General features: G+C 66.2%; 30 protein-coding genes. 21 read left to right on the top strand and 9 right to left on the bottom strand.

The window, feature by feature from the left end; genetic code table 11:
* The first annotated feature begins 17 nt into the window (after window positions 1–17).
* The 3 genes from AC1ME3_RS08815 to AC1ME3_RS08805 all read left to right on the top strand — a co-directional run bounded on the left by AC1ME3_RS08815 (window position 18) and on the right by AC1ME3_RS08805 (window position 2,714).
* Window positions 18–749 (top strand): hypothetical protein, encoded by a 732-nt coding sequence (locus AC1ME3_RS08815; RefSeq protein ID WP_480955675.1) that lies wholly within the window; start codon window positions 18–20, stop codon window positions 747–749.
* Between the two features lie 298 nt (window positions 750–1,047).
* The gene (gene crcB / locus AC1ME3_RS08810) at window positions 1,048–1,422 is read left to right on the top strand and encodes a fluoride efflux transporter CrcB (RefSeq protein WP_056065663.1); all 375 of its coding nucleotides are present in this window, start codon (window positions 1,048–1,050) and stop codon (window positions 1,420–1,422) included.
* The gene (locus tag AC1ME3_RS08805) at window positions 1,419–2,714 is read left to right on the top strand and encodes an RluA family pseudouridine synthase (protein WP_480955674.1); all 1,296 of its coding nucleotides are present in this window, start codon (window positions 1,419–1,421) and stop codon (window positions 2,712–2,714) included. Before crcB ends, AC1ME3_RS08805 begins: the two co-directional genes overlap by 4 nt.
* Before the next feature lie 367 nt (window positions 2,715–3,081).
* Here AC1ME3_RS08805 and AC1ME3_RS08800 read toward each other — a convergent pair whose 3' ends face one another.
* The gene (locus AC1ME3_RS08800) at window positions 3,082–3,576 is read right to left on the bottom strand and encodes a DUF1440 domain-containing protein (RefSeq protein WP_480955673.1); all 495 of its coding nucleotides are present in this window, start codon (window positions 3,574–3,576) and stop codon (window positions 3,082–3,084) included.
* A 114-nt stretch (window positions 3,577–3,690) separates the two neighbouring features.
* On the opposite strand from AC1ME3_RS08800, the gene AC1ME3_RS08795 reads away from it, so the two are divergent.
* The 3 genes from AC1ME3_RS08795 to AC1ME3_RS08785 are packed head-to-tail and all read left to right on the top strand — an operon-like array spanning window position 3,691 to window position 5,259.
* Window positions 3,691–4,350: an HAD-IA family hydrolase gene (locus tag AC1ME3_RS08795; RefSeq protein WP_480955672.1), complete on the top strand. Its 660-nt coding sequence runs from the start codon at window positions 3,691–3,693 to the stop codon at window positions 4,348–4,350.
* On the top strand, window positions 4,347–4,565 hold the full coding sequence (locus AC1ME3_RS08790) for a hypothetical protein (RefSeq protein ID WP_480955671.1): 219 nt from the start codon (window positions 4,347–4,349) through the stop codon (window positions 4,563–4,565). The genes AC1ME3_RS08795 and AC1ME3_RS08790 overlap by 4 nt, the downstream gene beginning before the upstream one ends.
* Before the next feature lie 13 nt (window positions 4,566–4,578).
* Complete coding sequence (locus tag AC1ME3_RS08785; RefSeq protein ID WP_480955670.1) at window positions 4,579–5,259, top strand: ATP12 family chaperone protein; 681 nt, start codon at window positions 4,579–4,581, stop codon at window positions 5,257–5,259.
* A gap of 93 nt (window positions 5,260–5,352) precedes the next feature.
* On the opposite strand, the gene gmk is transcribed toward AC1ME3_RS08785, so the two are convergent.
* From gmk to AC1ME3_RS08760, 5 genes are all read right to left on the bottom strand, one after another.
* Window positions 5,353–6,003 carry a guanylate kinase gene (gene gmk, locus AC1ME3_RS08780; protein WP_132896004.1) on the bottom strand — a complete coding sequence of 217 codons (651 nt, stop codon included), beginning with the start codon at window positions 6,001–6,003 and terminating at the stop codon, window positions 5,353–5,355.
* Between the two features lie 72 nt (window positions 6,004–6,075).
* Window positions 6,076–6,276 (bottom strand): hypothetical protein, encoded by a 201-nt coding sequence (locus tag AC1ME3_RS08775; protein ID WP_056052077.1) that lies wholly within the window; start codon window positions 6,274–6,276, stop codon window positions 6,076–6,078.
* The gene (locus AC1ME3_RS08770) at window positions 6,273–6,485 is read right to left on the bottom strand and encodes a hypothetical protein (protein ID WP_480955669.1); all 213 of its coding nucleotides are present in this window, start codon (window positions 6,483–6,485) and stop codon (window positions 6,273–6,275) included. Before AC1ME3_RS08770 ends, AC1ME3_RS08775 begins: the two co-directional genes overlap by 4 nt.
* 218 nt (window positions 6,486–6,703) lie before the next feature.
* Complete coding sequence (gene fumC / locus AC1ME3_RS08765; protein ID WP_480955668.1) at window positions 6,704–8,092, bottom strand: class II fumarate hydratase; 1,389 nt, start codon at window positions 8,090–8,092, stop codon at window positions 6,704–6,706.
* 186 nt (window positions 8,093–8,278) lie between these two features.
* The gene (locus AC1ME3_RS08760; RefSeq protein WP_056489744.1) at window positions 8,279–8,764 is read right to left on the bottom strand and encodes an SspB family protein; all 486 of its coding nucleotides are present in this window, start codon (window positions 8,762–8,764) and stop codon (window positions 8,279–8,281) included.
* Between the two features lie 71 nt (window positions 8,765–8,835).
* On the opposite strand from AC1ME3_RS08760, the gene hisB reads away from it, so the two are divergent.
* From hisB to AC1ME3_RS08720, 8 genes are all read left to right on the top strand, one after another.
* Complete coding sequence (gene hisB / locus AC1ME3_RS08755) at window positions 8,836–9,423, top strand: imidazoleglycerol-phosphate dehydratase HisB (RefSeq protein WP_056052090.1); 588 nt, start codon at window positions 8,836–8,838, stop codon at window positions 9,421–9,423.
* Between the two features lie 109 nt (window positions 9,424–9,532).
* Entirely contained in the window at window positions 9,533–10,138 is a 606-nt protein-coding gene (hisH, locus tag AC1ME3_RS08750; RefSeq protein WP_480955667.1) for an imidazole glycerol phosphate synthase subunit HisH, read from the top strand.
* A complete protein-coding gene (gene hisA / locus AC1ME3_RS08745; RefSeq protein WP_480955666.1) occupies window positions 10,135–10,869 on the top strand; it encodes a 1-(5-phosphoribosyl)-5-[(5-phosphoribosylamino)methylideneamino]imidazole-4-carboxamide isomerase in 735 nt (244 codons plus the stop codon). Before hisH ends, hisA begins: the two co-directional genes overlap by 4 nt.
* A gap of 217 nt (window positions 10,870–11,086) precedes the next feature.
* Entirely contained in the window at window positions 11,087–11,860 is a 774-nt protein-coding gene (hisF, locus tag AC1ME3_RS08740; RefSeq protein WP_480955665.1) for an imidazole glycerol phosphate synthase subunit HisF, read from the top strand.
* Between the two features lie 4 nt (window positions 11,861–11,864).
* Entirely contained in the window at window positions 11,865–12,041 is a 177-nt protein-coding gene (locus AC1ME3_RS08735) for a hypothetical protein (protein ID WP_480955664.1), read from the top strand.
* 32 nt (window positions 12,042–12,073) lie between these two features.
* Window positions 12,074–12,391 (top strand): phosphoribosyl-ATP diphosphatase, encoded by a 318-nt coding sequence (locus tag AC1ME3_RS08730; RefSeq protein ID WP_480955663.1) that lies wholly within the window; start codon window positions 12,074–12,076, stop codon window positions 12,389–12,391.
* A 141-nt stretch (window positions 12,392–12,532) separates the two neighbouring features.
* Window positions 12,533–12,910 (top strand): histidine triad nucleotide-binding protein, encoded by a 378-nt coding sequence (locus tag AC1ME3_RS08725; protein WP_480955662.1) that lies wholly within the window; start codon window positions 12,533–12,535, stop codon window positions 12,908–12,910.
* Between the two features lie 112 nt (window positions 12,911–13,022).
* Window positions 13,023–14,633, top strand: coding sequence for an amino acid permease (locus AC1ME3_RS08720; protein ID WP_480955661.1), 1,611 nt, complete (start codon window positions 13,023–13,025; stop codon window positions 14,631–14,633).
* A gap of 133 nt (window positions 14,634–14,766) precedes the next feature.
* Here the strand turns inward: AC1ME3_RS08720 and AC1ME3_RS08715 are convergent, their stop codons facing one another.
* On the bottom strand, window positions 14,767–15,765 hold the full coding sequence (locus AC1ME3_RS08715) for an adenosine kinase (RefSeq protein ID WP_480955660.1): 999 nt from the start codon (window positions 15,763–15,765) through the stop codon (window positions 14,767–14,769).
* 480 nt (window positions 15,766–16,245) lie between these two features.
* On the opposite strand from AC1ME3_RS08715, the gene AC1ME3_RS08710 reads away from it, so the two are divergent.
* From AC1ME3_RS08710 to AC1ME3_RS08700, 3 genes are all read left to right on the top strand, one after another.
* Entirely contained in the window at window positions 16,246–16,935 is a 690-nt protein-coding gene (locus AC1ME3_RS08710) for an EI24 domain-containing protein (protein WP_480955659.1), read from the top strand.
* Window positions 16,932–17,303: a hypothetical protein gene (locus tag AC1ME3_RS08705; RefSeq protein WP_480955658.1), complete on the top strand. Its 372-nt coding sequence runs from the start codon at window positions 16,932–16,934 to the stop codon at window positions 17,301–17,303. The genes AC1ME3_RS08710 and AC1ME3_RS08705 overlap by 4 nt, the downstream gene beginning before the upstream one ends.
* Before the next feature lie 199 nt (window positions 17,304–17,502).
* Window positions 17,503–17,976 carry an Hsp20 family protein gene (locus AC1ME3_RS08700; RefSeq protein WP_480955657.1) on the top strand — a complete coding sequence of 158 codons (474 nt, stop codon included), beginning with the start codon at window positions 17,503–17,505 and terminating at the stop codon, window positions 17,974–17,976.
* Here the strand turns inward: AC1ME3_RS08700 and queG are convergent.
* Complete coding sequence (gene queG / locus AC1ME3_RS08695) at window positions 17,973–19,193, bottom strand: tRNA epoxyqueuosine(34) reductase QueG (protein ID WP_480955656.1); 1,221 nt, start codon at window positions 19,191–19,193, stop codon at window positions 17,973–17,975. The two genes, AC1ME3_RS08700 and queG, sit on opposite strands and share 4 nt — an antisense overlap.
* Before the next feature lie 44 nt (window positions 19,194–19,237).
* On the opposite strand from queG, the gene AC1ME3_RS08690 reads away from it, so the two are divergent.
* The 4 genes from AC1ME3_RS08690 to msrB all read left to right on the top strand — a co-directional run bounded on the left by AC1ME3_RS08690 (window position 19,238) and on the right by msrB (window position 23,326).
* Window positions 19,238–20,164 (top strand): ABC transporter ATP-binding protein, encoded by a 927-nt coding sequence (locus AC1ME3_RS08690; protein WP_480955655.1) that lies wholly within the window; start codon window positions 19,238–19,240, stop codon window positions 20,162–20,164.
* Window positions 20,161–21,396, top strand: a complete 1,236-nt coding sequence (locus AC1ME3_RS08685) for an ABC transporter permease (protein ID WP_480955654.1) — start codon at window positions 20,161–20,163, stop codon at window positions 21,394–21,396. The genes AC1ME3_RS08690 and AC1ME3_RS08685 overlap by 4 nt, the downstream gene beginning before the upstream one ends.
* A gap of 141 nt (window positions 21,397–21,537) precedes the next feature.
* Window positions 21,538–22,776: a cytochrome P450 gene (locus tag AC1ME3_RS08680; protein WP_480955653.1), complete on the top strand. Its 1,239-nt coding sequence runs from the start codon at window positions 21,538–21,540 to the stop codon at window positions 22,774–22,776.
* 61 nt (window positions 22,777–22,837) lie between these two features.
* Window positions 22,838–23,326 carry a peptide-methionine (R)-S-oxide reductase MsrB gene (gene msrB, locus AC1ME3_RS08675; RefSeq protein WP_480955652.1) on the top strand — a complete coding sequence of 163 codons (489 nt, stop codon included), beginning with the start codon at window positions 22,838–22,840 and terminating at the stop codon, window positions 23,324–23,326.
* 359 nt (window positions 23,327–23,685) lie between these two features.
* On the opposite strand, the gene AC1ME3_RS08670 is transcribed toward msrB, so the two are convergent.
* Window positions 23,686–24,303, bottom strand: coding sequence for a CHAP domain-containing protein (locus AC1ME3_RS08670; protein WP_480955651.1), 618 nt, complete (start codon window positions 24,301–24,303; stop codon window positions 23,686–23,688).
* Window positions 24,304–24,420 lie beyond the last annotated feature (117 nt).

Genomic DNA, 24,420 nt, shown 5'->3' with positions numbered 1-24,420 from the left:
CGCATAGGATGTCCGTGATGAGTTTTCCCCTGCGCCCCGCCCTGATCCTTTTGCCGCTTGCGCTGGCCGCGTGCGGACGGTCGTCGACCGACCAGCAGGATCTCAACAGCCTCGATGCCGAGCTGACCAACGGCGCGGTGCGCGATCCGGCGCTGACGTCGTCGTTGGGGGGGCAGATCATGGTCGATCCCCGGCTGGCACAGTCGTCGAATACCGACGCGGTGCGGCCGCCGCCCCGGCCGGATAGCGGCGCGGTGCCGCCGGAAGGTCCGCTCAAGGCGGATCCGGTCGATCCGCGGACTCTCAAGCGTGCGCCAGCAGCGTCTAACGACTGTCCGGAGTGCAAGACCGCGAACGGCGCGCTGACGCTGGGGGCGCTGGCGGAGCGGCAGACGACGCCGAATGCTGCGGCTTGCGCGCAGAAGATTGGGTATTCGGCGGGGTGGGCGAACCGGTTGCCGGCGGACCTGCCGCTGTATCCGGCGGCGCGGCTGACCGAGGCTGCGGGGGCGGATCGGGACGGGTGTCGGTTGCGCGTGGTGAGTTTTGCCAGCGCTGCGCCGATGCAGAAGATGCTCGACTGGTATTTCACGAAGGCTAGCGCCGCTGGGTATTCGGCTGGGCATAGTACGGACGGCAAGCAGCATGTGCTGGGCGGGGTTCGGGGGAACGACGCTTATGTGATGTATGTGACGGCAAGGGCTGGTGGCGGGAGCGATGTGGATTTGGTTTCCAACGCTGGGCGGTGAGGTGTTGCGATAGGTGCACCACCCCGGCGGAGGCCGGGGCCCAATTGGGAAACGTTGCTAATTGAGCGCCGCCCTTCGTTACTGCGACCTTTCCAATTGGGCCCCGGCCTTCGCCGGGGTGGTGGGATGTAGGGTGACGTCACCCTCCTCTCCTTGTTCTCCCGCGAAGGCGGGAGCCCAGACTGGGTCCCCGCCTTCGCGGGGAAACAAGCTTTGGGTTGAACCCTTTGGCGAGCATCTACTCCACCCTAGCCAACCCCACCTTTCCGTTTTGCCCGATTCACGCTAGGGCGCGAGAATGCTTCCCCTTCTCTATGTCATGGTCGGTGGTGCGGTCGGGTCCGGCGCGCGCTATCTGACTGGCCGCGCGATGCTGTCGTTGCTCGGCGCTGACTATCCCTTTGGTACGCTGGCCGTGAATCTGATCGGTGGGTTGCTGATGGGGGTGCTGGTTGGCGTACTCGCCCGCAATACCGCGTCGGAAACGTGGCGGCTGTTGCTTGGCGTAGGCGTATTGGGGGGATTCACGACGTTCTCAGCATTCTCGCTGGACGTCGTCACGATGATCGAGCGAGGCGCGATCGGCGTCGCGTTCGGGTATGTTTTGGTGTCGGTGATCGGTTCGGTCGCCGCGTTGTTCGCGGGTCTCTCCGCAGTAAGGGCCGTCGCATGACTGCGGGCAAAAGCGATAGCGATACGGGTTTCCGCGAGTTCAACGTCGGGTTCGACGATGACGGCATCCGGCTTGACCGGTGGTTCAAGCGGCATCTGCCCGACACGAGCTTCACGACGGTGGCGATGTGGGCGCGCACCGGGCAGCTCCGCGTCGACGGCGCGCGTGCTACGCCGGGCGACCGGATCGCGGCAGGCCAGATGCTCCGCGTGCCGCCGCCCGAAGCCGACAAGGCCACCGCGGACGTGGACAAGCCCCGGCGCGTCCGCGAACGCGTGATCCTGTCGGACGAGGAGACCGAACTCGCGCAGTCGATGGTCATCCACAAGGATTTCCAGGCGTTCGTGCTGAACAAGCCGCCAGGTCTCGCCACGCAGGGCGGCACCAAGACGACGCAGCATGTCGACGGGCTGCTCGACGGGTTGCAGTACGATAACGAGGGGCGGCCGAAGCTGGTCCACCGACTCGACAAGGACACGTCCGGCGCGCTGCTGGTGGCGCGGACGTCGCGCGCGGCGGCGTTCTTCGCGAAGGCGTTTTCGGGGCGGACGGCGCGGAAAGTCTATTGGGCGCTGGTGGTGGACGTGCCGTCGATCGAGGACGGCATGATCGAGCTGCCGATCGCGAAGCAGCCGGGCACCGGCGGCGAAAAGATGCACGTCGACGAGGCCGAGGGTGCACCGGCGCGGACGCGCTACCGCGTGATCGAGCGCGCGGGCAACCGTGCGGCATGGGTCGAGTTGCAGCCGTTTACCGGGCGGACACATCAGTTGCGCGTGCATATGGCGGCGATCGGGCATCCTATCGTCGGTGATGGGAAGTACGGCGGCGCCGCTGCGTTCCTGACCGGCGGGATCTCGCGGAAGATGCATCTGCACGCGCGGCGGATCAAGGTGGATCATCCGGATGGCGGGTCGATCGACGTAACCGCGGAACTGCCGACGCATTTCGCCGAGAGCCTCAAGCAATTGGGTTTCGAGGAGAAGCTGGGCGACGACCTGGTGCTCGACGAGAAGACCGCGCCGACGCGCGAGCAGATGAAGTCGCGGGCCAAGGCGCATGCGAAGTCGGTGCGGAAAGACCGTAAGGGTGAGCGGCGTGGGCGTGGGGTTGTCGAGGAGAAGGCGACGGGCAAGCCTGCGCCGAAGACGGGTGGGCCTCGGACTGGGGCTGGGTCGAAGTTCGGAGCGCCGCGGAGCGGGCCTCGGGTTGAGGGGGCCAAGCCGGCTGGGCGTGGGCGTCCGGGTGGGGCTGGGAAGCCTGGGCCTCGAAGTGGGCCTGGGACTCGGTAGTTGATGCTCGTAGGCTGACGCGTGCCCTCACCCTTCCCACGGCCAAGTGGCCGCGGGCCCCTTCCCTCTCCCCTGAGGGGAGAGGGAGAATTGGTCAGACTGGGCGCTCAGATCTAACCATATTGCGCCACCCCGGCGGAGGCCGGGGCCCAGTTGGGGGACGTTGCTAACGAAGGGCGGCGCTTCATTATTGCCACCTTTCCAACTGGGCCCCGGCCTTCGCCGGGGTGGGGCATTTGGTTAGCGCTAGCTTCTCCGCGCATTGCATTCCCCCTCGAAGGCGGGGGTTCAGGGGCCACTATCGTAACGCTGCTTGATTCCCGAGCCCCCGCCTTCGCGGGGGAACTAGGTGAGCGCAGTTAACGCCCTACTTCAGCCACCCCATCAGCAACCGCCGCACACCCTCCGTCACCGTCCCGAACACGATATGCGACGCCGCGCTATACAGATGTGTCGTCGGCGCGGTGTTCCACGGCGTATCGCCGAGACCCACCGCCGGCACCGCCGCCTCATCGAGTAACGCCGTCGTCGCCGCAGCGAACGCGGTGCCGTAGCCAGCGGTGACCGCCGGCCGGTATTCCGCCGCCACCGCGTAGGCGATCCCCAGCCCTGCCCCGAGTGCATAATGCACGACCTGCCCTGCAAGCGGCTTGCGATCGTCGGGAATGTCGTGGCCGACCACCATTTGCGACACCTTGTCCGCCGCCTTCTCCGTCGCAGGCTCGGCATCGCTCTCCGACGAGGACAGCGCGGCGACTCCAGCCTGGAAGCGGTCCATCACGAACGAGGCGGCGAGACCTGCAACCAGACCCGCAGCGGCGGCGGCCCAGATGTTCGGGGTGTCGGTCTGTGCGTGCGCCATCGTTGTGTCTCCAGAGCTATCCGATACGAACCGTTCGCAAGCGAGCGCGTTCCGGTTTGGCGTTCCCTCGCGTGCACGCGTGATCTACGAGGCGGCGATGCGTTGGAAAATTTCATGATCCGTCTTGCCGTGTTCGATTGCGACGGGACGCTCGTCGACAGCCAGGCCAATATCTGCGTCGCGTGCGAGCGTGCGTTCGAGGGCGCCGGGTTGATCCCGCCGCCGCGCGCGGACATTCGGCGGATCGTCGGCCTTAGTCTCGTAGAGGCGATGCAGGTGTTGCTGCCGGAAGCGGACGACGCGCTGCACCGGTCGCTCGCCACCGACTACAAGAACGCGTTCCATGCGATGCGCGCGAGTGGCGAGCTGGCGGACGAACCGCTGTTCGAGGGGATTGCCGGGGTGCTGGGGACGCTTGCCGATGACGGCTGGGCGCTCGGCGTGGCGACGGGGAAGTCCGATCGCGGGCTCGCGCATATCCTTGCCGCGCACGGGATCACCGAGCGGTTCGTGACGTTGCAGACCGCGGATCGGCACCCGTCGAAGCCAGATCCAGCGATGTTGCTCGCGGCGATTGCGGAGGCTGGCGCTGCCGTGGAGACGACCGCGATGATCGGCGATACGAGCTTCGACATGGCGATGGCCCGCGCGGCCGGTGTGCGAGCCGTCGGGGTCGCGTGGGGGTATCACGACGTGCATGAGCTTTCCGATGCGGGGGCGGATGTCGTTGCGGCGGTCGTGCCGGATCTGCTGCACATGGTGGCTCGGCCATGACCGATGCCGACAAGCTGGCACAGCGGCGCTGGTTCGTGCTGGTCGGCGTGCGACTGGCAGGAGTCGCGGGCGCACTGCTGGGGCTGATCCTGATCGCGCGCGCGCATGGCTGGGCGCCGAAGATCCTCGGGACGGCGATCGTGCTGTCGGCGATGGCGATGATCGCGATCGTGCCGCGCAGTCTCGCGCATCGCTGGCGGAGCACGCCTGAATGAACGGAATGGGCGCATGAAGCGGTTCTGGAAAGACGTCGCGATCGATGCGGATCGGGTGGTGACGCTCGATGGCAAGCCGGTGCGAACGCCCGGGCGGCGGCCGCTGGCGTTGCCGAGCGATGCGCTGGCCGAGGCGGTCGCGGAGGAATGGCGCGCGGTTGGCGAGACGATCGATCCGCGGACGATGCCGCTGACGGGCTTGGCGAACGCGGCGACCGATCCGATCGCGAACGATCCTGCGCAGTTCGCCGCGCGGCTGGCGGCGTATGGCGAGAGCGACCTGCTCTGTTACCGCGCGGAGGGGCCGCCGCTGCTGGTCGAGCGGCAGGCGGCGTCCTGGGATCCGCTGCTGGCGTGGGCGCGGGGGCGATATGACGTGACGTTCGCGGTCACCACCGGCGTGATGCACGTCGCGCAACCGGACGCGACGATCGCGCGGCTGCATGAGGCGGTGGCGGCGTATGACGATTTTCGGCTGGCGGGGTTGTCACCGGTGGTGACGCTGACCGGGTCGCTGGTGATCGGGCTGGCGCTAATCGAGGGCGAGATCGATGCGGATGCGGCCTGGGCAGCGGCGGGGATCGACGAGGACTGGTCGGTCGAGATGTGGGGCGAGGACTGGCAGGCGACTCAGTTGCGCGAGTTGAAGCGCAAGGAGTTTGGGGTCGGGGTAGAGTTCCTGGGGTTGCTCTGACGCATCGTCATCCTGGGCTCGACCCAGGATCCAGAGCCACGGACGCTGGCGCTCTTGGCTCTGGATCCTGACTTTCGTCAGGATGACGGGCGGTTACCGCGTCAGCCTGCGGATGAAGCCGATCAGGCCGGTCTGGCGCGAGCGCTTGAGACGCTCCGCGGCCAGGATCGTCTTCACGCCGCGGATGCAACTGTCGACATCGTCATTGACCAGCACGTAGTCATAGCCGTCCCAGTGGCTGACCTCGTTCGCCGCGCGCGACATACGGGCTTCGATCACTTCTTCCGAATCGGTGCCGCGGCTGGTGAGGCGGCGATGGAGTTCTTCCATTGACGGCGGGAAGATGAAGACGCGGACGACGTCGCCGCCGGCGATCTGGAACAGCTGTTGGGCGCCCTGCCAGTCGATGTCGAACAGCACATCCTTGCCGGCCGCCAGCAATTCCTCGACCTGCGCGCGCGGGGTGCCGTAGCGGTGGTTGAAGACGTGCGCCCATTCGAGGAACTCGTCCTTCGCGACCATGTCGCGAAAGCCCTCGAGGTCGGTGAAATGGTAATCTTTCCCATCGACTTCGCCGGGTCGCATCGACCGGGTCGTAACCGAGACAGACATCTCGAGTTCGTGCTCGTCCGCGAGCAATCTGCGCGCGATCGTCGACTTGCCGGCACCGGACGGCGAGGACAGGACGAACAGGACTCCGCGACGACGGAAACCATGCGGGTCGGACGGAAGTGTGTGGGGCATGCGCGCCCTTGCCGCGGACCGCATATGGGCGTCAACCCATGCGCGGCCCGCGCGTGGTATTACGAAGGTGGATTAATAGCCGGCCTTGCGGGCCTTGTTGCGATCATAGGCCTTCTTCGCTGCGTAACCGCCGCCGAGGATCATGCCGAGTGGGCCCATGCGGCGCATCAGGCCCATCGCCACCACGCCCTTTACTGCACCCGAGGCGCCGCCCGAACCGTCGCGACGGCCCATCTCGCGGCCGACCAATGCACTGATAATACGTCCGATCATGCTTCTGAATCCCCGAAAACCTGGTCCTTGAGTTCCGCTGCACCACGCAGCACTGCCCAGCCGATCGCGTAGGTCACGGCTAGCGGCACGACGACCTTGAGTACGTTGGCGGTGATCGCACCGATGATTGCGCCGTCCGCGTTGCCGTCGTCGCCGCTGAGCGAGTCGATGCCTGCGCCGATCAGCGCGCCTATGGTCGTTGCGCCCACGTAATTTCTCCTGTCCGTGTGGCGGGTTAGCGCGCGAGGGGCGTTTGGGTTCCCGGCTGAGTTGCCGGCGGGCGCCCCACCCCTCCCGTTCGCCCTGAGCGAAGTCGAAGGGTATGCCCCAAGCGGGGGTGCTTCGACTTCGCTCAGCACGAACGGATTTGGGACGTGGACGGTGTGCCTGGTATCCTGGGCTCCTGCGTTCGCAGGAGAACGGAAGGTTAGCGGCCGAGCATCGATTCGGGTTTGACGACGCGGTCGAAGGTTTCAGCGTCGACGAGGCCTAGCGCGAGGCCCGCCTCCTTCAGTGTCAGTCCTTCGGCATGCGCGTATTTGGCGATCTTTGCGGCGGCGTCGTAGCCAATCTCGGGCGCCAACGCCGTTACCAGCATCAGCGAACGGTCGAGCAGTTCGGCGATACGCCCGCGATTGGGTTCGATGCCGTCGACGCAGCGTTCCGCGAACCCTTCCATCGCGGTGGCGAGCAGGTCGATCGAGCGCAGCACGTTGGCGCCGATCAGCGGCTTGAAGACGTTCAATTCGAGATGGCCCTGCATTCCGCCGACGGTGACCGCGACGTGGTTGCCCATCACCTGGCCGGCGACCATCGTCAGCATCTCGCACTGCGTTGGATTCACCTTGCCGGGCATGATCGAGCTGCCGGGCTCGTTCGCGGGGAGATCAATCTCGCCGAAGCCGCAGCGGGGGCCGGAACCTAGCAGGCGGATGTCGTTGGCGATCTTGGTGAGCGCGACCGCCAGCGTGTTGAGCGTGCCCGAGAGGTGGACGAGCGGATCGTTCGACGCGAGCGCCTCGAACTTGTTGCGCGCGCTGACGAACGGCAGGCCGGTGATTGCCGCCAGTTCATGCGCGATCGCGTCGCCGAACCCGGCGGGGGCGTTGAGGCCGGTACCGACTGCGGTGCCGCCCTGCGCGAGGATGACCATGCCGTGGCTGATCGCAGGCTCGATGCGGGCACGGCAGCGGTAGAGCTGGTTCGCATAGCCGGAGAATTCCTGCCCGAGCGTCAGCGGGGTCGCGTCCTGGAGATGGGTGCGGCCGATCTTGACGATGTCGTCCCAGGCGTTGGCCTTCGCGTCGAGCGCAGCGTGGAGCGTGTCGAGTGCGGGGATCAGGCGGTGCGTGGTGGCGATCGCGGCGGCGATGTGGAGTGCGGTCGGGAAGCTGTCGTTGGACGACTGGCTCATGTTGACGTGGTCGTTGGGATGGACGGGGGACTTGCCGCCGCGGGTGCCTGTGAGGACCTCGTTCGCGCGGCCGGCGATCACCTCGTTGGCGTTCATGTTCGACTGCGTGCCGCTGCCGGTCTGCCAGATGACGAGGGGGAACTGGTCGTCGAGCTTGCCGTCGATGACTTCCTGCGCGGCGGAGTCGATCGCGGTGGCGATGGTTTCGTCGAGGCCGTGGTTGCGGTTTACGCGGGCGGCGGCTTGTTTGACGAGGGCTAGCGCGTGGACAATCTCGATCGGCATGCGTTCGCGGGAGGCGAAGGGGAAGTTCTCGATCGAGCGTTCGGTTTGGGCGCCCCAGTAGGCGGCAGCGGGGACTTCGATCGGGCCGATCGTGTCGGTTTCTGTGCGGGTGGTCATGCGAGGAGAACCTTCCGGGGCTTGCGTGGGTCCCTCGCCCCTTCGGGGAGAGGGAGGGAGGAGCCGCAGGCTACGGAAGGGTGAGGGGCTTTTGGGGGTTCGGTTCCGAGCCTCACTCCCCTCTCCCTTCCCACGGCAAGTGCCGCGGGCCCCTTCCCTCTCCCCGTAGGGGCGAGGGAGTTTGGGTTACTTCTTCCGCTTGAAATCCACCGCGACTACGTTCGAGCCGTCCTCGATCGGCACAGCCGTTGGGCCGTCGTTTTCCGCTTCGTCGTGGTCGCCTAGCGCGTCCTCCGCACCTTCCTGCGCCTGGAAGCGGAGTTCGAAACTTACGGCCGGATCCTGGAACGCGGTGATCGCCGAGTATGGGATCACCAGTTTCGAGGGCACCTGATTGAACGAAAGCCCGATCGAGAAGCGCTCGTCGTCGACGATGAGGTCCCAGTAGCGGTTCTGCATGACGATCGTCATCTCGTCCGGGAAGCGCTCGATCAGGCGCTTGGGGATGTCGACGCCGGGGGCCTGCGTCTTGAAGGTGATGTAGAAATGATGCTCGCCGGGAAGCCCACCAGCCTCCGCGACGGAGCCGAGCACGCGGCCGACCACGGCACGCAGGGCTTCTTGTACGATCTCGTCGTACGGAATCAGGCTATCGGGCAGTCCATCGGTCATATCCCTTGGGTAGCGTCATTCGATTGGCGGTCAAGATTGCATGCGTCGTGGCGCACGTTATGGGAGGTGGCATGCGCACCGCCACGATCACCCGCTCCACCGCCGAGACGGCGATCGACGTCACCGTGAACCTCGATGGGACCGGCGTGTACGACGTCGAGACCGGGGTCGGTTTCTTCGATCACATGCTCGAACAATTGTCGCGCCACTCGCTGATCGACATCCGCGTGCGGACCAAGGGCGATCTGCATATCGACGAGCATCACACTGTCGAGGATACCGGCATCGCGATCGGCCAGGCGTTCGCGCAGGCGCTCGGCGATAAACGCGGCATCGCGCGGTACGGCGATGCATTGTCGCCGATGGACGAGACGCTGACGCGGGTGGCGCTGGATATTTCCGGTCGGCCGTGGCTCGTGTGGAAGGATCTGTTCTCGCAAAAGCGCCTGGGCGGGATGGATACCGAGATGTTCGAGCATTTCTTCCACAGTTTCGCGCAGGCGGCGGGCATCACGCTGCACGTCGAGACGCTGTACGGGACCAACAACCATCACATCGCCGAGGCGGCGTTCAAGGGTGTTGCGCGGGCGCTGCGGACGGCAATCGAGATCGATCCCCGCAAGGCGGACGCGATTCCGTCGACCAAGGGGATACTGTGATGCTCCCCTCCCGCTTGCGGGAGGGGTCGGGGGAGGGCCTGGCCTCGATCGTCGGCCCCGCGGCTATGTCACTCCCTCCCCTAACCCCTCCCGCAAGCGGGAGGGGAATTTGACGCTCGCGCTGATCGATTACGGCGCTGGCAATCTCCATTCGGTCGAGAACGCGTTGCGGACGGCTGGGTGTGTCGATCTGGTTGTCACTGCCGACGCTGACGTCGTTGCGAAGGCTGACCGGATCGTGCTGCCGGGCGTCGGCGCGTATGGCGCTTGTGCGGCGGCGTTGCGTGCTGTGCCGGGGATGGTCGAGGCGGTGAACCGGCGGGTTCGCGACGAGGGTACGCCGTTTCTCGGCATCTGCGTCGGCATGCAGTTGATGGCCGATGCGGGGGAAGAGATGGGGACTCATGCCGGGCTCGGCTGGGTTTCGGGACGCGTGCGGCGGCTGGAGCCGGGGACGATGGAGGCGAAGGTACCGCATATGGGGTGGAACGACGTCGTTCCCTCCGTCGCGCATCCGCTGATCGAGCCGGGCGAGGCGTATTTCCTGCATAGTTTCGCGTTCGAAGGCGCCGATGTCCTCGCGACCACCGATCATGCCGGCCCCGTCACTGCGGCGATTGGTCGCGACACGATGATCGGCGTGCAGTTTCATCCCGAGAAGAGCCAGCGCTACGGCCTGGCCTTGCTCGAACGTTTCCTGGAGTGGCGGCCGTGAGCCTGATTATTTTTCCCGCGATCGACCTCAAGGCGGGTCAGGTGGTGCGTCTCGCCGAGGGCGATATGGACCGGGCGACCGTGTACGGCGACGATCCGGCGGCGCAGGCGATGCTGTTTGCCGACGCGGGCGCGGAGCATCTGCACGTGGTAGATCTCGATGGCGCGTTTGCGGGGGCTTCGGTCAACGGCGATGCGGTGCGGGCGATCGTCGCGCGGTTTCCGGGGCATGTGCAGCTTGGTGGCGGGATCCGGACGCGGGCCAGCGTCGAGGGGTGGTTCGATCTGGGCGTGTCTCGCGTGGTGATCGGGACGGCGGCGCTGGAGGATCCCGAGTTTGTGCGCGGCGTGGCGAAGGATTTCCCCGGCGGGATCGTCGTTGCGGTCGACGCGAAGGACGGCATGGTCGCGACCAAGGGCTGGGCGGACGTGTCGACCACCAGCGCGGTCGATCTCGCGCGGCGGTTCGAGGATGCGGGGGTGGCGTCGTTGCTGTTCACCGATGTCGGGCGCGACGGGATGCTGAAGGGGTGCAACGTCGAGGCTACGGTCGATTTGGCGCGGTCGGTGGACATTCCTGTGATCGCCAGCGGCGGGGTCAAGGGGATTGCCGAGATCCACGTTCTCGCTTTGCATGTGCGGGATGGGGTCGAAGGCGTGATCACGGGGCGGGCTTTGTATGATGGCCGGCTCGATCTCGCGGCGGCATTGAGTGTGGCTAAGGCCGCATGATGGTTCACGCGGAGACGCGGAGACGCGGAGAGAAGTCGAGCGCCGCAGGCAGAAACTTGTTCGCGCAGAGGCGTAGAGGCGCGGAGAGTAAGAAGGTAGGCCTTGCTCCCTTCCTCTCTCTCAGCGCCTCTGCGCCTCTGCGCGAAAATTTCTTAGCGGCTCCGCCGCGTCTCCGCGTCTCCGCGTCTCCGGGTGAACAAAACCTTCGGCGCAGCGCATGACGGTCCGCGCGCGCGTCATTCCGTGCCTCGACGTTGCCGATGGGCGCGTGGTGAAAGGTGTGAACTTCGTCGAACTGCGCGACGCCGGCGATCCGGTCGAGCAGGCGCGGGCGTATGATGCGGCCGGGGCGGATGAATTGTGTTTCCTCGATATCGGTGCGAGCCATGAGGGTCGGGGGACTATCCTTGACGTCGTGCGACGGACCGCGGCGGTGTGTTTCATGCCGTTGACGGTCGGCGGCGGGGTGCGGACGGCGGACGATGCGCGCGCGCTGTTGCTGGCGGGGGCGGACAAGGTGGCAGTCAACTCCGCGGCGGTCGAGCGACCGGAACTGGTCGCGGATATCGCGGAGCGGTTCGGCAGCCAGTGCTGTGTCGCGAGTGTCGATGCGCGACGGTCGGGCGAAGGCTGGGAAGTATTCACGCATGGCGGTCGGCGCGCGACGGGGATCGATGCGATCGCGCATGCGCTGAAGCTTGCCGAACTGGGGGCGGGCGAGTTGCTCGTCACGTCGATGGACCGGGATGGAACGCGGAGTGGTTACGACCTCGACCTGATCCGCGCGATTTCCGACCGGGTCAGCGTTCCGGTGGTGGCGAGCGGCGGCGTTGGCGGGCTCAACGATCTGGTGGCGGGGATCCGCGACGGGCATGCGAGCGCAGTGCTGGCGGCGTCGATCTTCCATTTCGGGCAGGCGTCGATCGGCGATGCGCATGCGGCGCTGGCGGCGGCGGGGATTCCTGTGCGATCGCCGGTTCGGTCAGCCTGATCCGATGATCGCCCTGCCCCTTCTCGCGGTGCAGTCGGGACATAGTGGTATCGTCCATCCTCGCACCGGGCCCGAACTGTCGGACATCGCGCTGTTCGTCTTCGCGGTGATGGGCGTGTTCCTCGCACGGCGGGCGTTGCGGAAGCGGTTCGCGAAGACCAAACCGCCCGCGGAGGATTGACCCGCCTGCGCGCCTGCTCCAGCACGCCGCGCATGGACCCCGTATTCGACCGCCTCGAGGCGACCATCCGCGCGCGTCGCGATGCGCCCGCCGACACAAGCTACACCGCGAGCCTGTTCGCCAAGGGTCGCCCGAAGATCGCGCAGAAGTTCGGCGAGGAAGCCGTCGAGACGGTGATCGCAGCGTGCTCGGGCGACGAGGCGAGCATCGTGCCGGAAGCGGCGGACCTGATGTTTCACCTCGCCGTGTTGCTGGCGGATGCGGGGTTGAGTTTGGATGACGTGCGTGCCGAGTTGGAACGGCGCGAGGGTGTTGGCGGACTGGTCGAGAAGGCTGGGCGGACGGACTAAACGCCACATCCGTCATGCCCGCGGAGGTGGGAACCCATACTGGCTGGCGCCGCGAACAGATTGCGACGATTCGAGGATATGGATCCCCGCCTTCGCGAGGATGACGAAAGTGGGTATGCTACGGCGAAAGGAGTTTGCCCTATGCCGATCGACGCCACGCAGCCTTATGACGACCAGAACATCTTCGCGAAGATCCTGCGCGGCGAGATCCCGTCGCAGCGGGTGTACGACGACGACTTCGCGATCGCCTTTCATGACATCAACCCGCAGGCGCCGACGCACCTGCTCGTGATCCCCAAGGGCGCGTATGTCTCGTGGGACGATTTCTCCGCGCGCGCACCCGACGCCGAGATCGCCGGGTTCGTCCGCGCGGTCGGCACCGTCGCGCGGGCCGTGGGCCTCGTCGAACCCGGCTATCGCCTACTCGCGAATATCGGGCAGGACGGACAACAGGAGGTACCGCATCTGCATGTTCATGTCTTCGGCGGGCGCCCGCTCGGGCCGATGCTCGCGCGATAGGCCAGCTTCACCGCACTAAAGGATTGCGCGTAATAAAATTGCCATTAGGCTCGGGCGCTTGAGCAAAGGGGGCCATTTGACCCGGCCCTCGCTATCCCCGGGGGACACCGCGTTGATTTTTGGTCGCGTAAAATCGCTGGATGCCATTCTGGCGACAGCAGAGAAAAAGGGGTTGGCGCGAACGCTCAGCGCGTTTCAGCTGACCCTGCTGGGCGTCGGCGCGGTGATCGGCACGGGTATCTTCGTGCTGACGTCCGAGGCCGCGCAGAAGGCCGGGCCGGGCATGTTGCTGAGCTTCGTCGTCGCCGGCTTCGTCTGCGCGGTCGCGGCGCTCTGCTATTCCGAGCTTGCGTCGATGGTGCCGGTGTCGGGCTCGGCCTACACCTACACCTATGCGGTGACGGGTGAGCTGCTCGCCTGGATGGTCGGCTGGGCGCTGATCCTCGAATATGCGGTCGGCGCGAGCGCGGTCGCGGTCGGGTGGTCGAACCATCTGGCCGGGCTGCTCGACGGGATCGGCTTCCACATCCCCAATGGGTTGCGCAACGCCGACGCGCTGATGGCGAACGTCCAGGTCGCATTCGGCGCGACGCCCAACGCCGATCTGCAGACCGCAATGACGGTTGGCGGGTTCATGAACCTGCCCGCGGTGATCGTCATCGCGCTGGTCACGTGGCTGTTGGTGGTCGGCACGACCGAGAGCGCACGCGTCAACGCGGTGCTGGTGCTGATCAAGATCGCCGCGTTGACCGCGTTCATCGCGTTGACGATCCCGGTTCTGAAGGCCGACAATTTCCATCCGTTCCTGCCCTACGGCGTCGGCAATCCGCTGAGTTCGTCGGGTGTCGGCGTCCTGGGTGCGGCGGCGTCGATCTTCTTCGCCTATGTCGGTTTCGACGCGGTCTCGACGGCGGCGGAGGAGACCAAGAATCCGCAGCGCAACGTGCCGATCGGGCTGATCGCCAGCCTCGGCATCTGTACGTTGTTCTATCTGCTGGTCGCGTCGGGCGCGATCGGTGCGATCGGTGCGAACCCGGTGACGACCGCCGAGGGCGGTATCCTGGCACCGGGCTCGGCCGAAATGGCTGGGCGTTGCGCGGCGATCGTCGCAGGGGGCGCGATGGAGCCTCTGGTCTGCTCGAAGGAAGCGCTCGTTCACGTGCTTCAGGTCATCAACTGGCCGATCATGGGCCGGCTGGTCGGTCTCGCCGCGGTGCTGGCGCTGCCGTCGGTCGTGCTGATGATGATGTTCGGCCAGACTCGCGTGTTCTTCACGATGGCACGCGACGGTTTGTTGCCCGCCAAGCTTGCGTCGATCCACCCTAAGTTCCGGACGCCGCACGTCGTTACGATCGTGACGGGTATCGCCGCGGCGATCGCGGCGGCAGTGCTGCCGGTCGGCAAGCTCGCCGATTATTCCAATGCGGGCACGCTGTTCGCGTTCATGATGGTGGCGATCTCGGTGATGGTGCTGCGCAAGACCGATCCGGCACGCAAGCGTCCGTTCCGCACGCCCGCGGTGTACATCGTTGCGCCGCTCGCGATCATCGGTTGCGTCGGGCTGTACCTGTCGTTGCCGCTGACCGCAAAGCTGGTCCTGCCGGGCTGGGGCGCGATCGGGCTGGCGATCTACTTCCTGTATAGCCGCTCGCGCAGCCATGTCGGGCTAGGGCTCGATGACGGTGTAGCCGAGGATGACCGGACGCCTCCGGCCAGCCACTGATCGAGTGCGACGAAAAAGGGCCGCGGGAGAACCTCCCGCGGCCCTTTTTTTATGCCTTCGCACCAAGCGTGTTCTCCCGCGAAGGCGGGAGCCCAGTCTGGGTCCCCGCCTTCGCGGGGACACAAGGCTTGGCTCAGCCGATATGCTTGGCGGCGAGCGCCTTCATGTCGACCATCGGGCGGGCGCCGACATGGCTGATGATCTCGGCTGCGCAGACCGCGCCGAGCTTCAACGATGCGTGCAGGTCGTAGCCCTGTGCCTGACCGTGGAGGAAACCCGCCGCGAACAGGTCGCCGGCGCCGGTGGTGTCGACGACCTTGGCGATCGGCTCGGCCTTCACTTCGGCACGATTGCCGTTCTGGATCGCGCAGGCGCCGTGCTCGCCACGGGTGACGACCAGGGTCGGGACCTGTGCCGAGATCTTGGCGACGGCGGCGTCGAAGTCGTCGGTCTCGGCGAGCGCGGCGAGTTCGCTCTCGTTGGCGAACAGGATGTCGATCAGGCCGTCCGACAGCAGCTGGCGGAAATCACCACCGTGGCGCGAGATGCAGAACACGTCGCTGAGCGTGAAGGCAACTTTTCGGCCTGCCCCGCGTGCGCAGTCGATCGCGGCGCGCATCGCGGCGCGCGGCTCTTCGGGATCCCAGAGATAGCCTTCGAGATACAGGATCGCGCTGTCGGCGATCATCGCGGTGTCGATCGCGGCGGCGGGAAGGAATTGCCCTGCGCCGAGGAAGGTGTTCATCGTGCGCTGGCCGTCGGGCGTCACGAAGATCAGGCAGCGGCCGGTGGTCGGGTCGCCGGCGCGGACCGGCGTCGCGAACTCGATGCCGATGCTGCGGACGTCATGCGCGAAGACCTGGCCGAGCTGGTCGTCGGCGACCTGGCCGATGAACCCGCACTTGCCGCCGAGCGCGGCGATGCCGGCGACGGTGTTGGCCGCCGACCCGCCGGAGATCTCCATGCCGGGGCCCATCTTGGCGTAGAGCGCGTCGGCTTCTTCCGACGAGAACATGAGCTGCATCGAGCCCTTGGCGACGCCGATCTCGGCGATGAACGCGTCGTCGGCGGTGGCGAGGATGTCGACGATGGCATTGCCGATCGCGACGACATCGTAAGTGGGTGTGCTCAAGGGGGAACTCCGGGAATGCGGGAAAGCTCTGCCGTAAATGCCGGGGGGGATTGGTGCAACTGGTGTGGGGGGTGGGAATGATTGGCCACAACGAACGCAATGATCGAAGTGCCGATTGATAGCTGGGAAAGACCACCACCCCGGCGGAGGCCGGGGCCCAATTGGGGGACAGTGATAACGACGGGCTGCGCGTCATCACGACAACATTTCCAATTGGGCCCCGGCCTCCGCCGGGGTGGTGGCTTTAATTTGGGAGGGCCAAACTTCGGCGGCTCGGCGGTTTGGATAATCCGTGCCCCCCGCCCTCTGCTGTTCCCTCGCGAACGCGGGGGGCCAGGGTCTCGGGCGGTGGCTTTGGTTTAGCTGGGCCCCCGCGTCCGCGGGGGAACGGGATAAGGTCGGGCTGCCGAAAAGCTAAAACGACGGAGATACGGCGGAAACGCGCGTTGACCTTCGCCTGCCCCCACGGCATCCCGAGCCATGCTCCGCGCCCTCATCCTCTCGCTTGGCCAGCTTACCGATCCGCCGGTCCTGCGCGTGTTCGTCAAGTCGATGGTCGTCACGCTGCTCGTCTTCGCGCTGCTCGGCGTCGGCACGTGGTGGGGTACGCAGGCCGCGCTCGCCGCGTGGCTCGACTGGCATTCCGACGGACTTGCCGCTGCGTTCGCGGTGTTCGTCACGATCCTGGCGCTGTGGCTGCTGTTCCGTGCAGTCGCGATCGCGGTCGTCGGGATTTTCGCGGACGAGGTCGTAGAAGCGGTCGAGGCGCGGCATTATCCCGAAGCCCTGCGCACCGCCCGGCCCGTTCCGTTCGCCCGGAGCCTCGCGATGGGGCTCCGCTCGGCCGGTCGCGTCGTGCTCGTCAACCTCGTGATGCTGCCCATCTACATCGCGCTTTTGGTTACCGGTGTCGGGACTGCCGCCGCGTTCTTCATCGTCAATGGCTGGCTGCTCGGGCGCGATCTGGGCGACATGGTGGCGGCGCGGCACATGGATGCGGCGGCGATGCGGGGCTGGCGTGCGACGACCAAGGGGAGCCGGTTCGTGCTGGGGCTTGCGAACACCGGGCTGTTCGTGGTTCCGGTCCTCAACATCGCCGCGCCCGTGCTGGGGGCCGCAATGGCAACGCATTATTTCCACAGCCAGTATTCTCGCAAAGGCCGACCATGACGCGATTGACCACTATAGCCATCGCGCTGGCCCTCGGCAGCGGCTTGGCCGGTTGCGCCGCACCGGTCGCCAAGCCCGCGGTCGGACGCCCGGCGATACCGTATACGAGTGTCGGGCTAGAACGCGTCCTCGGCCAGGATGCCGCAGGCCTGACCAAACTGTTCGGCCAACCCGACGCCGACGTCCGCGAAGGCAGCGCGCGGAAGCTCCAATTTCAGAGCGGCATCTGCGTGCTCGACGCGTATCTGTATCCCAAGGGGTCCGACGCCCCGCGCGTCACCTATCTCGACGCGCGCGAACCCGACGGCAGCACGATCGACCGGGCGAGTTGCGTCGCGGCGCTGACCCGGCGTGAGGGGGGCAAATAGTCGCTCTCCCCGCACGGTTTTCGGTCGATTGCAGGCCGCACGAACGGCCTTCCAAAAAAATTCACAGCTCCTCTTGAACGCGGTCCAGGCAAAATTATTTTGCCGTCACCGGGCGCATTTCGGTCCGGCGTCACCTGAGGGCACCGGCTCGGTTTCCGGTGTTCCTCGTGCTCAGATTGCTCATGAGGAGGATTTGAATATGAGGACCAACTTCGATTTCGCTCCCTATCGCCGGTCGACGGTCGGCTTTGATCGGCTGTTCGACCTGCTCGAAACCACCGCACGGATGGAGGCACCCGAGGGCTATCCGCCGTTCGATATCGAGCGCGAGAGCGAGGACAGCTATCAGATCACGCTGGCGGTCGCGGGCTTCCGTCCCGACGATATCGAGATCGTGGCACAGAACAATCAGCTGACCGTGACCGGACGTCGCCCGGACAATCGTGATGAGAGCCGGTTCCTGCACCGCGGCATCGCGACCCGCGCGTTCGAGCGACGCTTCCAGCTGGCCGACTTCGTCCAGGTACAGAACGCGCGGTTCGACAACGGGCTGCTCGTCATCGCCCTGAAGCGTGAGGTGCCCGAGGCGATGAAGCCGCGCCGGATCGAGATCTCCGGAGCTGCGGCGAACGATCGTATCGGCGCGCCCGAGGGTGACCGGGACGTCGCCTAAAACGGGAGGACGCTGTCGGCTGCGAGGTCGGCAGCGTCCTTCGCATCCGCGGGCGTCGACTGCTGCCGATCGGCCGGCATGGCGTCGGCAGACGCCCATGCAGCGCGAATGCCGTCGTCGGCTTCGTGCAAAATGCGGCCGGCGCGTTCGTTCAGGAACCGCACGCGATCGAGCCGGGCCAGCGCCCAGATCGCCGAATCGCGAACGACCGAAGCGGGATCTTCCAAGAGCCGCACGACCGGTTCGGTCAGGACGGGATCGCCGCTGTTGCCCGCGGCGATCAGCGCATTGCGGATCATCTTGGCGCGACCGATGCGCTTGATCGGCGAGCCCGCGAACACCGTGCGGAAGCTCGCATCGTCCAGCGCCAAGATGTCGGCGAGTTCCGGCGCGACCAACTCCGCACGAGGATGAAACGCCAGGTTCGCGTTGGCCGCGGCGGCGAACTTGTTCCAGGGGCAGACGGCGAGGCAATCGTCGCAGCCATAGATGCGGTTGCCGATCGCGGTGCGGAATTCGTGCGGGATCGGGCCGGCATGCTCGATCGTCAGGTAGGATATGCAGCGGCGCGCATCGAGCTGGTACGGCTGCGGAAACGCCGCGGTCGGGCATGCGGTCTGGCACGCGTCGCAACTGCCGCAGGTGTCAACGCCGCCCTTGTCCGGCTCTAGATCGAGCGTCGTGTAGATCGCGCCGAGGAACAGCCAGCTGCCATGCTCACGACTGACGAGATTGGTGTGCTTGCCCTGCCAGCCGAGCCCGGCGGCTTCGGCGAGTGGCTTCTCCATCACCGGCGCAGTGTCGACGAACACCTTCAGGTCGAACGGCGGCAAGTCGCGCCCCGCCTCCGCCGCCAGCCACCGCCCGAGCGCCTTCAACTGCCGCTTCACGACATCGTGATAATCCGGCCCCTGCGCATAGACCGAGATGCGCCCCACCCCGCCCTCGTCCGCCAAGCGCAACGGATCGTCCTTCGGCGCATAGCTCATGCCGAGCGCGATGACGCTGCGGACTTCGGGCCAGAGGCCGGCGGGGCTCTCGCGGTGGTGCTTGCGCTCCTCCATCCAGATCATGTCGCCGTGGCGCCCATCCGCCAGCCATTGGTGGAGCCGTTCGCCCGCGCGCGGCGCCGCCCCCGCATGCGCGATCCCGCACGCGACGAAGCCCAGTTCCGCCGCTTTGGCCTTCAGCCTGTGTTCCAGCTTGTCTTGCGCCACGTCCGCCCGCTACCACGACGCCACCCTCGGTAGGAAGATTGCGCGTGAACGATGAATGGGCGGTCACCGCGAACGGGATCGTAAAGCGGTTCGGCGATCGGCGCGTGGTCGACGGGGTGGACATGATGGTGCCGCGCGGCTCGGTGTACGGCGTGCTCGGGCCCAACGGCGCGGGCAAGACGACGACGCTGCGGATGCTGCTCGGGATCATCGAGCCCGACGAGGGTAGCCGCACGCTGCTCGGCTACGACAATCCGCGCGATGCCAGCGACCGGGTCGGCTATCTTCCCGAGGAACGCGGGCTGTATCCGGCGATGAAGGCGCGCGAGGCGATCGCGTTCCTGGGGGCATTGCGTGGGCTCGACTGGAAGACCGGGCGCGAGCGTGCGGTGGTGCTGATGGAAGCCGCCGGGCTTGGCCATGCGGTCGACGAGAAGATCCGCAAGCTGTCGAAGGGCATGGCGCAGCTGGTGCAGCTGCTCGGCTCGGTGGTCCACCAGCCCGACCTGCTCGTGCTCGACGAGCCGTTTTCGGGGCTCGATCCGGTCAACCAGGAGCGCCTCGAGAAGCTGATCCTCAACGAGCGCGATCGCGGCGCGACGATCCTGTTCTCGACCCATATCATGAGCCACGCCGAACGGCTGTGCGACCGCCTCGCGATCATTGCCGGCGGCAAGCGGCGCTTCGAAGGCACGGTGGCGGACGCGCGAGGGATATTGCCGCAACGCGTCCACTACACGCCGCACCGCCCCGATCCGGCGATCCGCGGCGTGCTGCCATCGGATGCGGTAGCGGACGGGGATAGCTGGCGGTTCGAGCTGCCGAACGAAGGGATCGAGAGCTTGCTCGTGAGACTGATCGACGCGGGATACGGGATTTCAGGGCTGTCGATCGAGCGGCCCGGCCTGCACGAAGCGTTCGTAAGGATCGTTGGGCAGCATGCCGACATCGCGAAGGAGGACGCGGCATGAGCCGTTTCCGCCGCACCCTCCGCCAGACCTTTACGATAGCACGCCGCGACTTCATCGCCACCGTGTTCACGCCGATCTTCCTGCTGTTCCTGTTCGCGCCCCTGATCATGGGGTCGTTCGGCGCGATAGGTGGGTTGGGCGCGGCTAGCGTCAGTGGCGACGCGCAGGACAAGACGCGGATCGTCGCGATCGTCCCCGCCACCACTGCGCGGCCGATCGACGAGTCCGACCAGCGTCTGCGCGGCATGTTCCGCAACGACGAAGCGCCCCCCGAACTGTCGATCGTAGCGCCGACTGCGGATCCCGCGGCGCAGGCGCGCGCGGCGTTCGAGACGAAGGATATCGATGCGTCTGCGGTGCTGTACGGCCCGCTCGATGCGCCGCAGATCCTGTACGGGCCGCGCGGGAAGCGCTCGGCGGACTATCTCGGGCTGCTCGCACAGACGACGCTCGCGGCGGAGAAGCTCGGCGGCACGCTGCCGACGATCGCCGCGACCAAGACGCAGATCACGCGCTCGACCACCTCGGTCGGTGGGCAGCACCAGTCGGCCTTCTTCGCGGTGTTCGGGATTTTCTTCCTGACGCTGTTCCTGTCGGGTCAGGTCGTCGGCACGATGGCCGAGGAGCGCAACAACAAGGTGATCGAGGTGCTCGCCGCCGCGGTGCCGCTGGAATCGGTGTTCTTCGGCAAGCTGATCGGGATGTTCGGCGTCGCGGTGCTGTTCGTCGCGTTCTGGGGCACCGTCGTTACGCAGATCACGTCGCTGATGCCTGCCGCCGCGGCGGTGGCGCTAGGCGACCTGACGCCGGCGGTCGGCGCACCGATGTTCGCGCTGCTGTTCGCGGCGTATTTCAGCATGGCGTATCTGCTGCTCGGCTCGGTATTCCTCGGCGTGGGCGCGCAGGCGACGACGATGCGCGAGATCCAGATGCTGTCGCTGCCGATCACGATCCTGCAGGTCGCGATGTTCGGACTGTCCTCCGCGGCGGTCTCCCACCCCGGCAGCTGGCTCGCCACCGCCGCCGAACTGTTCCCCCTCTCCTCGCCATTCGCAATGGCCGGCCGCGCGGCAAACTCGCCCGAACTGTGGCCACACGCCGCCGCGCTCGCATGGCAAGCCTTGTGGGTGACGATCTTCATCACGGTGGGGGCCCGCCTCTTCCGCCGCGGCGTCCTACAATCGGGCAGCGCCCGGCCGTTCTGGCGGCGCAAGGCCAAGGCAGTCGCTTAACCGTTCTCCTGCGAACGCAGGAGCCCAGGCTGACGAACGCCATCCCTCGCGGTCCTGGACTCCTGCGTTCGCAGGAGAACGGCGCCTATTGACATAAGTGTCAGCAAAGCCTCTCCTGCGGCAAAACACGGGAGAGAAACGATGGCGACTCTAGTAAGAGACGTAGCGCAACAGACGGTCGATCCGCTCGACGTGAGCCGCGCCGAACTCTACCGCGACGACCTCTGGCAGGCACCGTTCGCGCAACTCCGCGCCGAAGCCCCGGTCCACTATGTCGAGCATTCCGACTACGGCCCCTATTGGTCGGTCTCTTCCTACAAGGGCATCGTCGAGGTCGAATCCCTCCCCGATCTCTACTCCTCCGAGGCGGGCGGGATCACGATCGCCGATTTCGTCGCCGAGCGCGACGTCCGCATGCCGATGTTCATTGCGCGCGACCGGCCCGTTCATACCGGCCAGCGCCGCACCGTCGCACCCGCCTTCACCCCCAGCGAGATGACCCGGATGTCGGGCGATATCCGCAGGCGGACCGCGGAGATGCTCGATAGCCTGCCGTGGAATACGCCGTTCGACTGGGTCGATACCGTCGCGATCGAACTCACCACGCAGATGCTCGCGATCCTGTTCGACTTTCCCTGGGCGGACCGACGGAAGCTGACCCTATGGTCGGACTGGGCAGGCGATATCGAGATCGTCAAGAACGAGGAGCTACGCGGCCAGCGGCTCGCGTACATGTTCGAATGCGGATCGTATTTCAAAGGCTTGTGGGACGCGAAGATCGACAAGGATCCGACGCCCGACCTGATCTCGATGATGATCCACTCGGACGCGATGAGCCACATGGATCACAACGAGTTCATCGGGAATCTCATCCTGCTGATCGTCGGCGGCAACGACACGACGCGCAATTCGATGTCGGCGCTCGCCTATGGCCTCGACAAGTTCCCGGAGTCGCGCGCGAAGCTGGAGGCGGACCCGACGCTGATCCCCAACGCGGTGAGCGAGATTCTGCGCTGGCAGACGCCACTCGCACACATGCGCCGCACCGCGACCGCCGACGCGGAACTGATGGGGCAACAGATCAAGGCCGGCGACAAGCTCGCGCTCTGGTACATCTCGGCGAACCGCGACGAGAGCGTGTTCGGCGACGATGCGGATGCGATCGTGGTCGACCGCCCGAACGCGCGGCGGCACTTGGCGTTCGGCCACGGCATCCACCGCTGCGTCGGCGCGCGGCTGGCCGAAATGCAGATCGCGATCCTGCTGGAGGAAATGGCCGCCCGCCGCATGCGGATCAACGTGCTCGCCGAACCGACGCGGGTCGCGGCGTGCTTCGTCCACGGCTATCGCACGCTGCCGGTGGAAATCAGCAAATACTGAGGCTCGGCGTAACCTTATCGGGTGGTTCGACCGTACCTATATCCGAACCATGGAGACGAACATGACCCAGGACCGCCGCGCTTTCCTCACGCTTGCCGGAGCAGGCGTTGCCGGCTTCGCGCTCTGGGGATGCACGTCGCAGCCCGCGCAGGCCGCCGAGCGGTTCGAGGTGACGCTGACCGACGCGCAGTGGCGCAAGAAGCTGTCGCCGGACGCGTATGATACGCTGCGCAAGGAAGGCACCGAGCGGCCCTATTCGAGCCCGCTCAACGGCGAACATCGCGCGGGGATCTTCTCGTGCGGCGGCTGCGCGCTGCCGAACTTCTCGTCGAAGACAAAGTTCGAGAGCGGCACGGGGTGGCCGAGCTTCTGGCAGCCGTTGCCGAACGCGGTGCGGACGCGGGTGGATTCGACGATGGGGATGGGGCGGACCGAGGTGCATTGCCGGCGGTGTGGCGGGCATCTCGGCCACGTGTTCGATGATGGGCCTAAGCCGACGGGGAAGCGCTATTGCATGAATGGCGATGCGCTGACGTTCAAGGCTGCTTGAGGGCGTTCATCCGTCAGGCGGCCACCGCGGATCGCTGCTGAGCAAATAGAGTGTTCCCCCGCGAAGGCGGGGGTCCAGCCTGGGCTCCCGCCTTCGCGGGAGAACAAGAAGTTCAGTCGAACAGTGATCGCCCTCAGAAGACACCACCCCGGCGAAGGCCGGGGTCCAGTTGGGGGACGTCGCTAATGGAGGTGGCGGTCTGTTACCGCGACCTTTCCAACTGGGCCCCGGCCTTCGCCGGGGTGGTGTCGTTAGGATCAGGTCAGTGCGCTGAACCATCGAAGGGTGATCAGCAGCGAGACTTCGAGTTTGGAGCGTGGGCTGTCGATGACGTCAGGCAGCCTTCACAAAGACGAACCTCAGTTCGCCTCGTTCACTAGCGTGAAGATCCCACGGGGATCGGTCGGGCCGTGCTGGATCGTCGCAAGCTGAGCGGCGTTGGCGCGCTGCGTTGCGGTGATGGTGTGGGTGGTGCTGGCCATCTGGTACGAAGGCTGTGCGTCGAGCGTGTCGCCAGCAGGCGCGTGGCCCGAGTAGATGAAGCCCTTGGTCGGATACGCCGAGGTGCCGAGGTCACCCTGCGGGCCGTACCACACCTTCACCATGCTCCAGTCACCGGCAGCCGAGACGTCGACCGCGCGAACGTTGGTCTCGATCGCGCCGGGACGCGACCAGTTGGCATGCGTAAGGAGGACTTCGCGGTCGCTGACCACCTTCGAGACCATCGCGACATGGCCGACGCGCATCCGGGAAGTCGGCGAGAAGGCGAGGACTGAGCCGGCCTTCGGGGTGTGGCCACGCTCGTAGCGACCCTCGGCCTGGCTCCACCAGGTGTTGGCGTTGCCGCGGATTTCGATGCCCGACACCGAGCGAGCGAACGTCACGCACTGCCAGAACTGAGCCGCAGCAGGGGTGGCCGTCATCAGGCCGCACGATACCACCAGCGCAAAACGCGCTGCTAACGCCTTGAAATTCATCGAGACCCCCCGGCCAAAACCCGTTTGTCGCATTCTGGCTACGGGAGGTTCGATTTAATTGGAACCCGTGCGGGAACCATATCCGACGAAGCGTGTTATCGCGCCGACCAACGCCCC

The sequence above is a fragment of the Sphingomonas sp. BL2 genome, from assembly GCF_056680015.1.
Note: the sequence above shows the minus strand (reverse complement) of the source record. Positions and strands in the feature narration are given on the sequence as shown.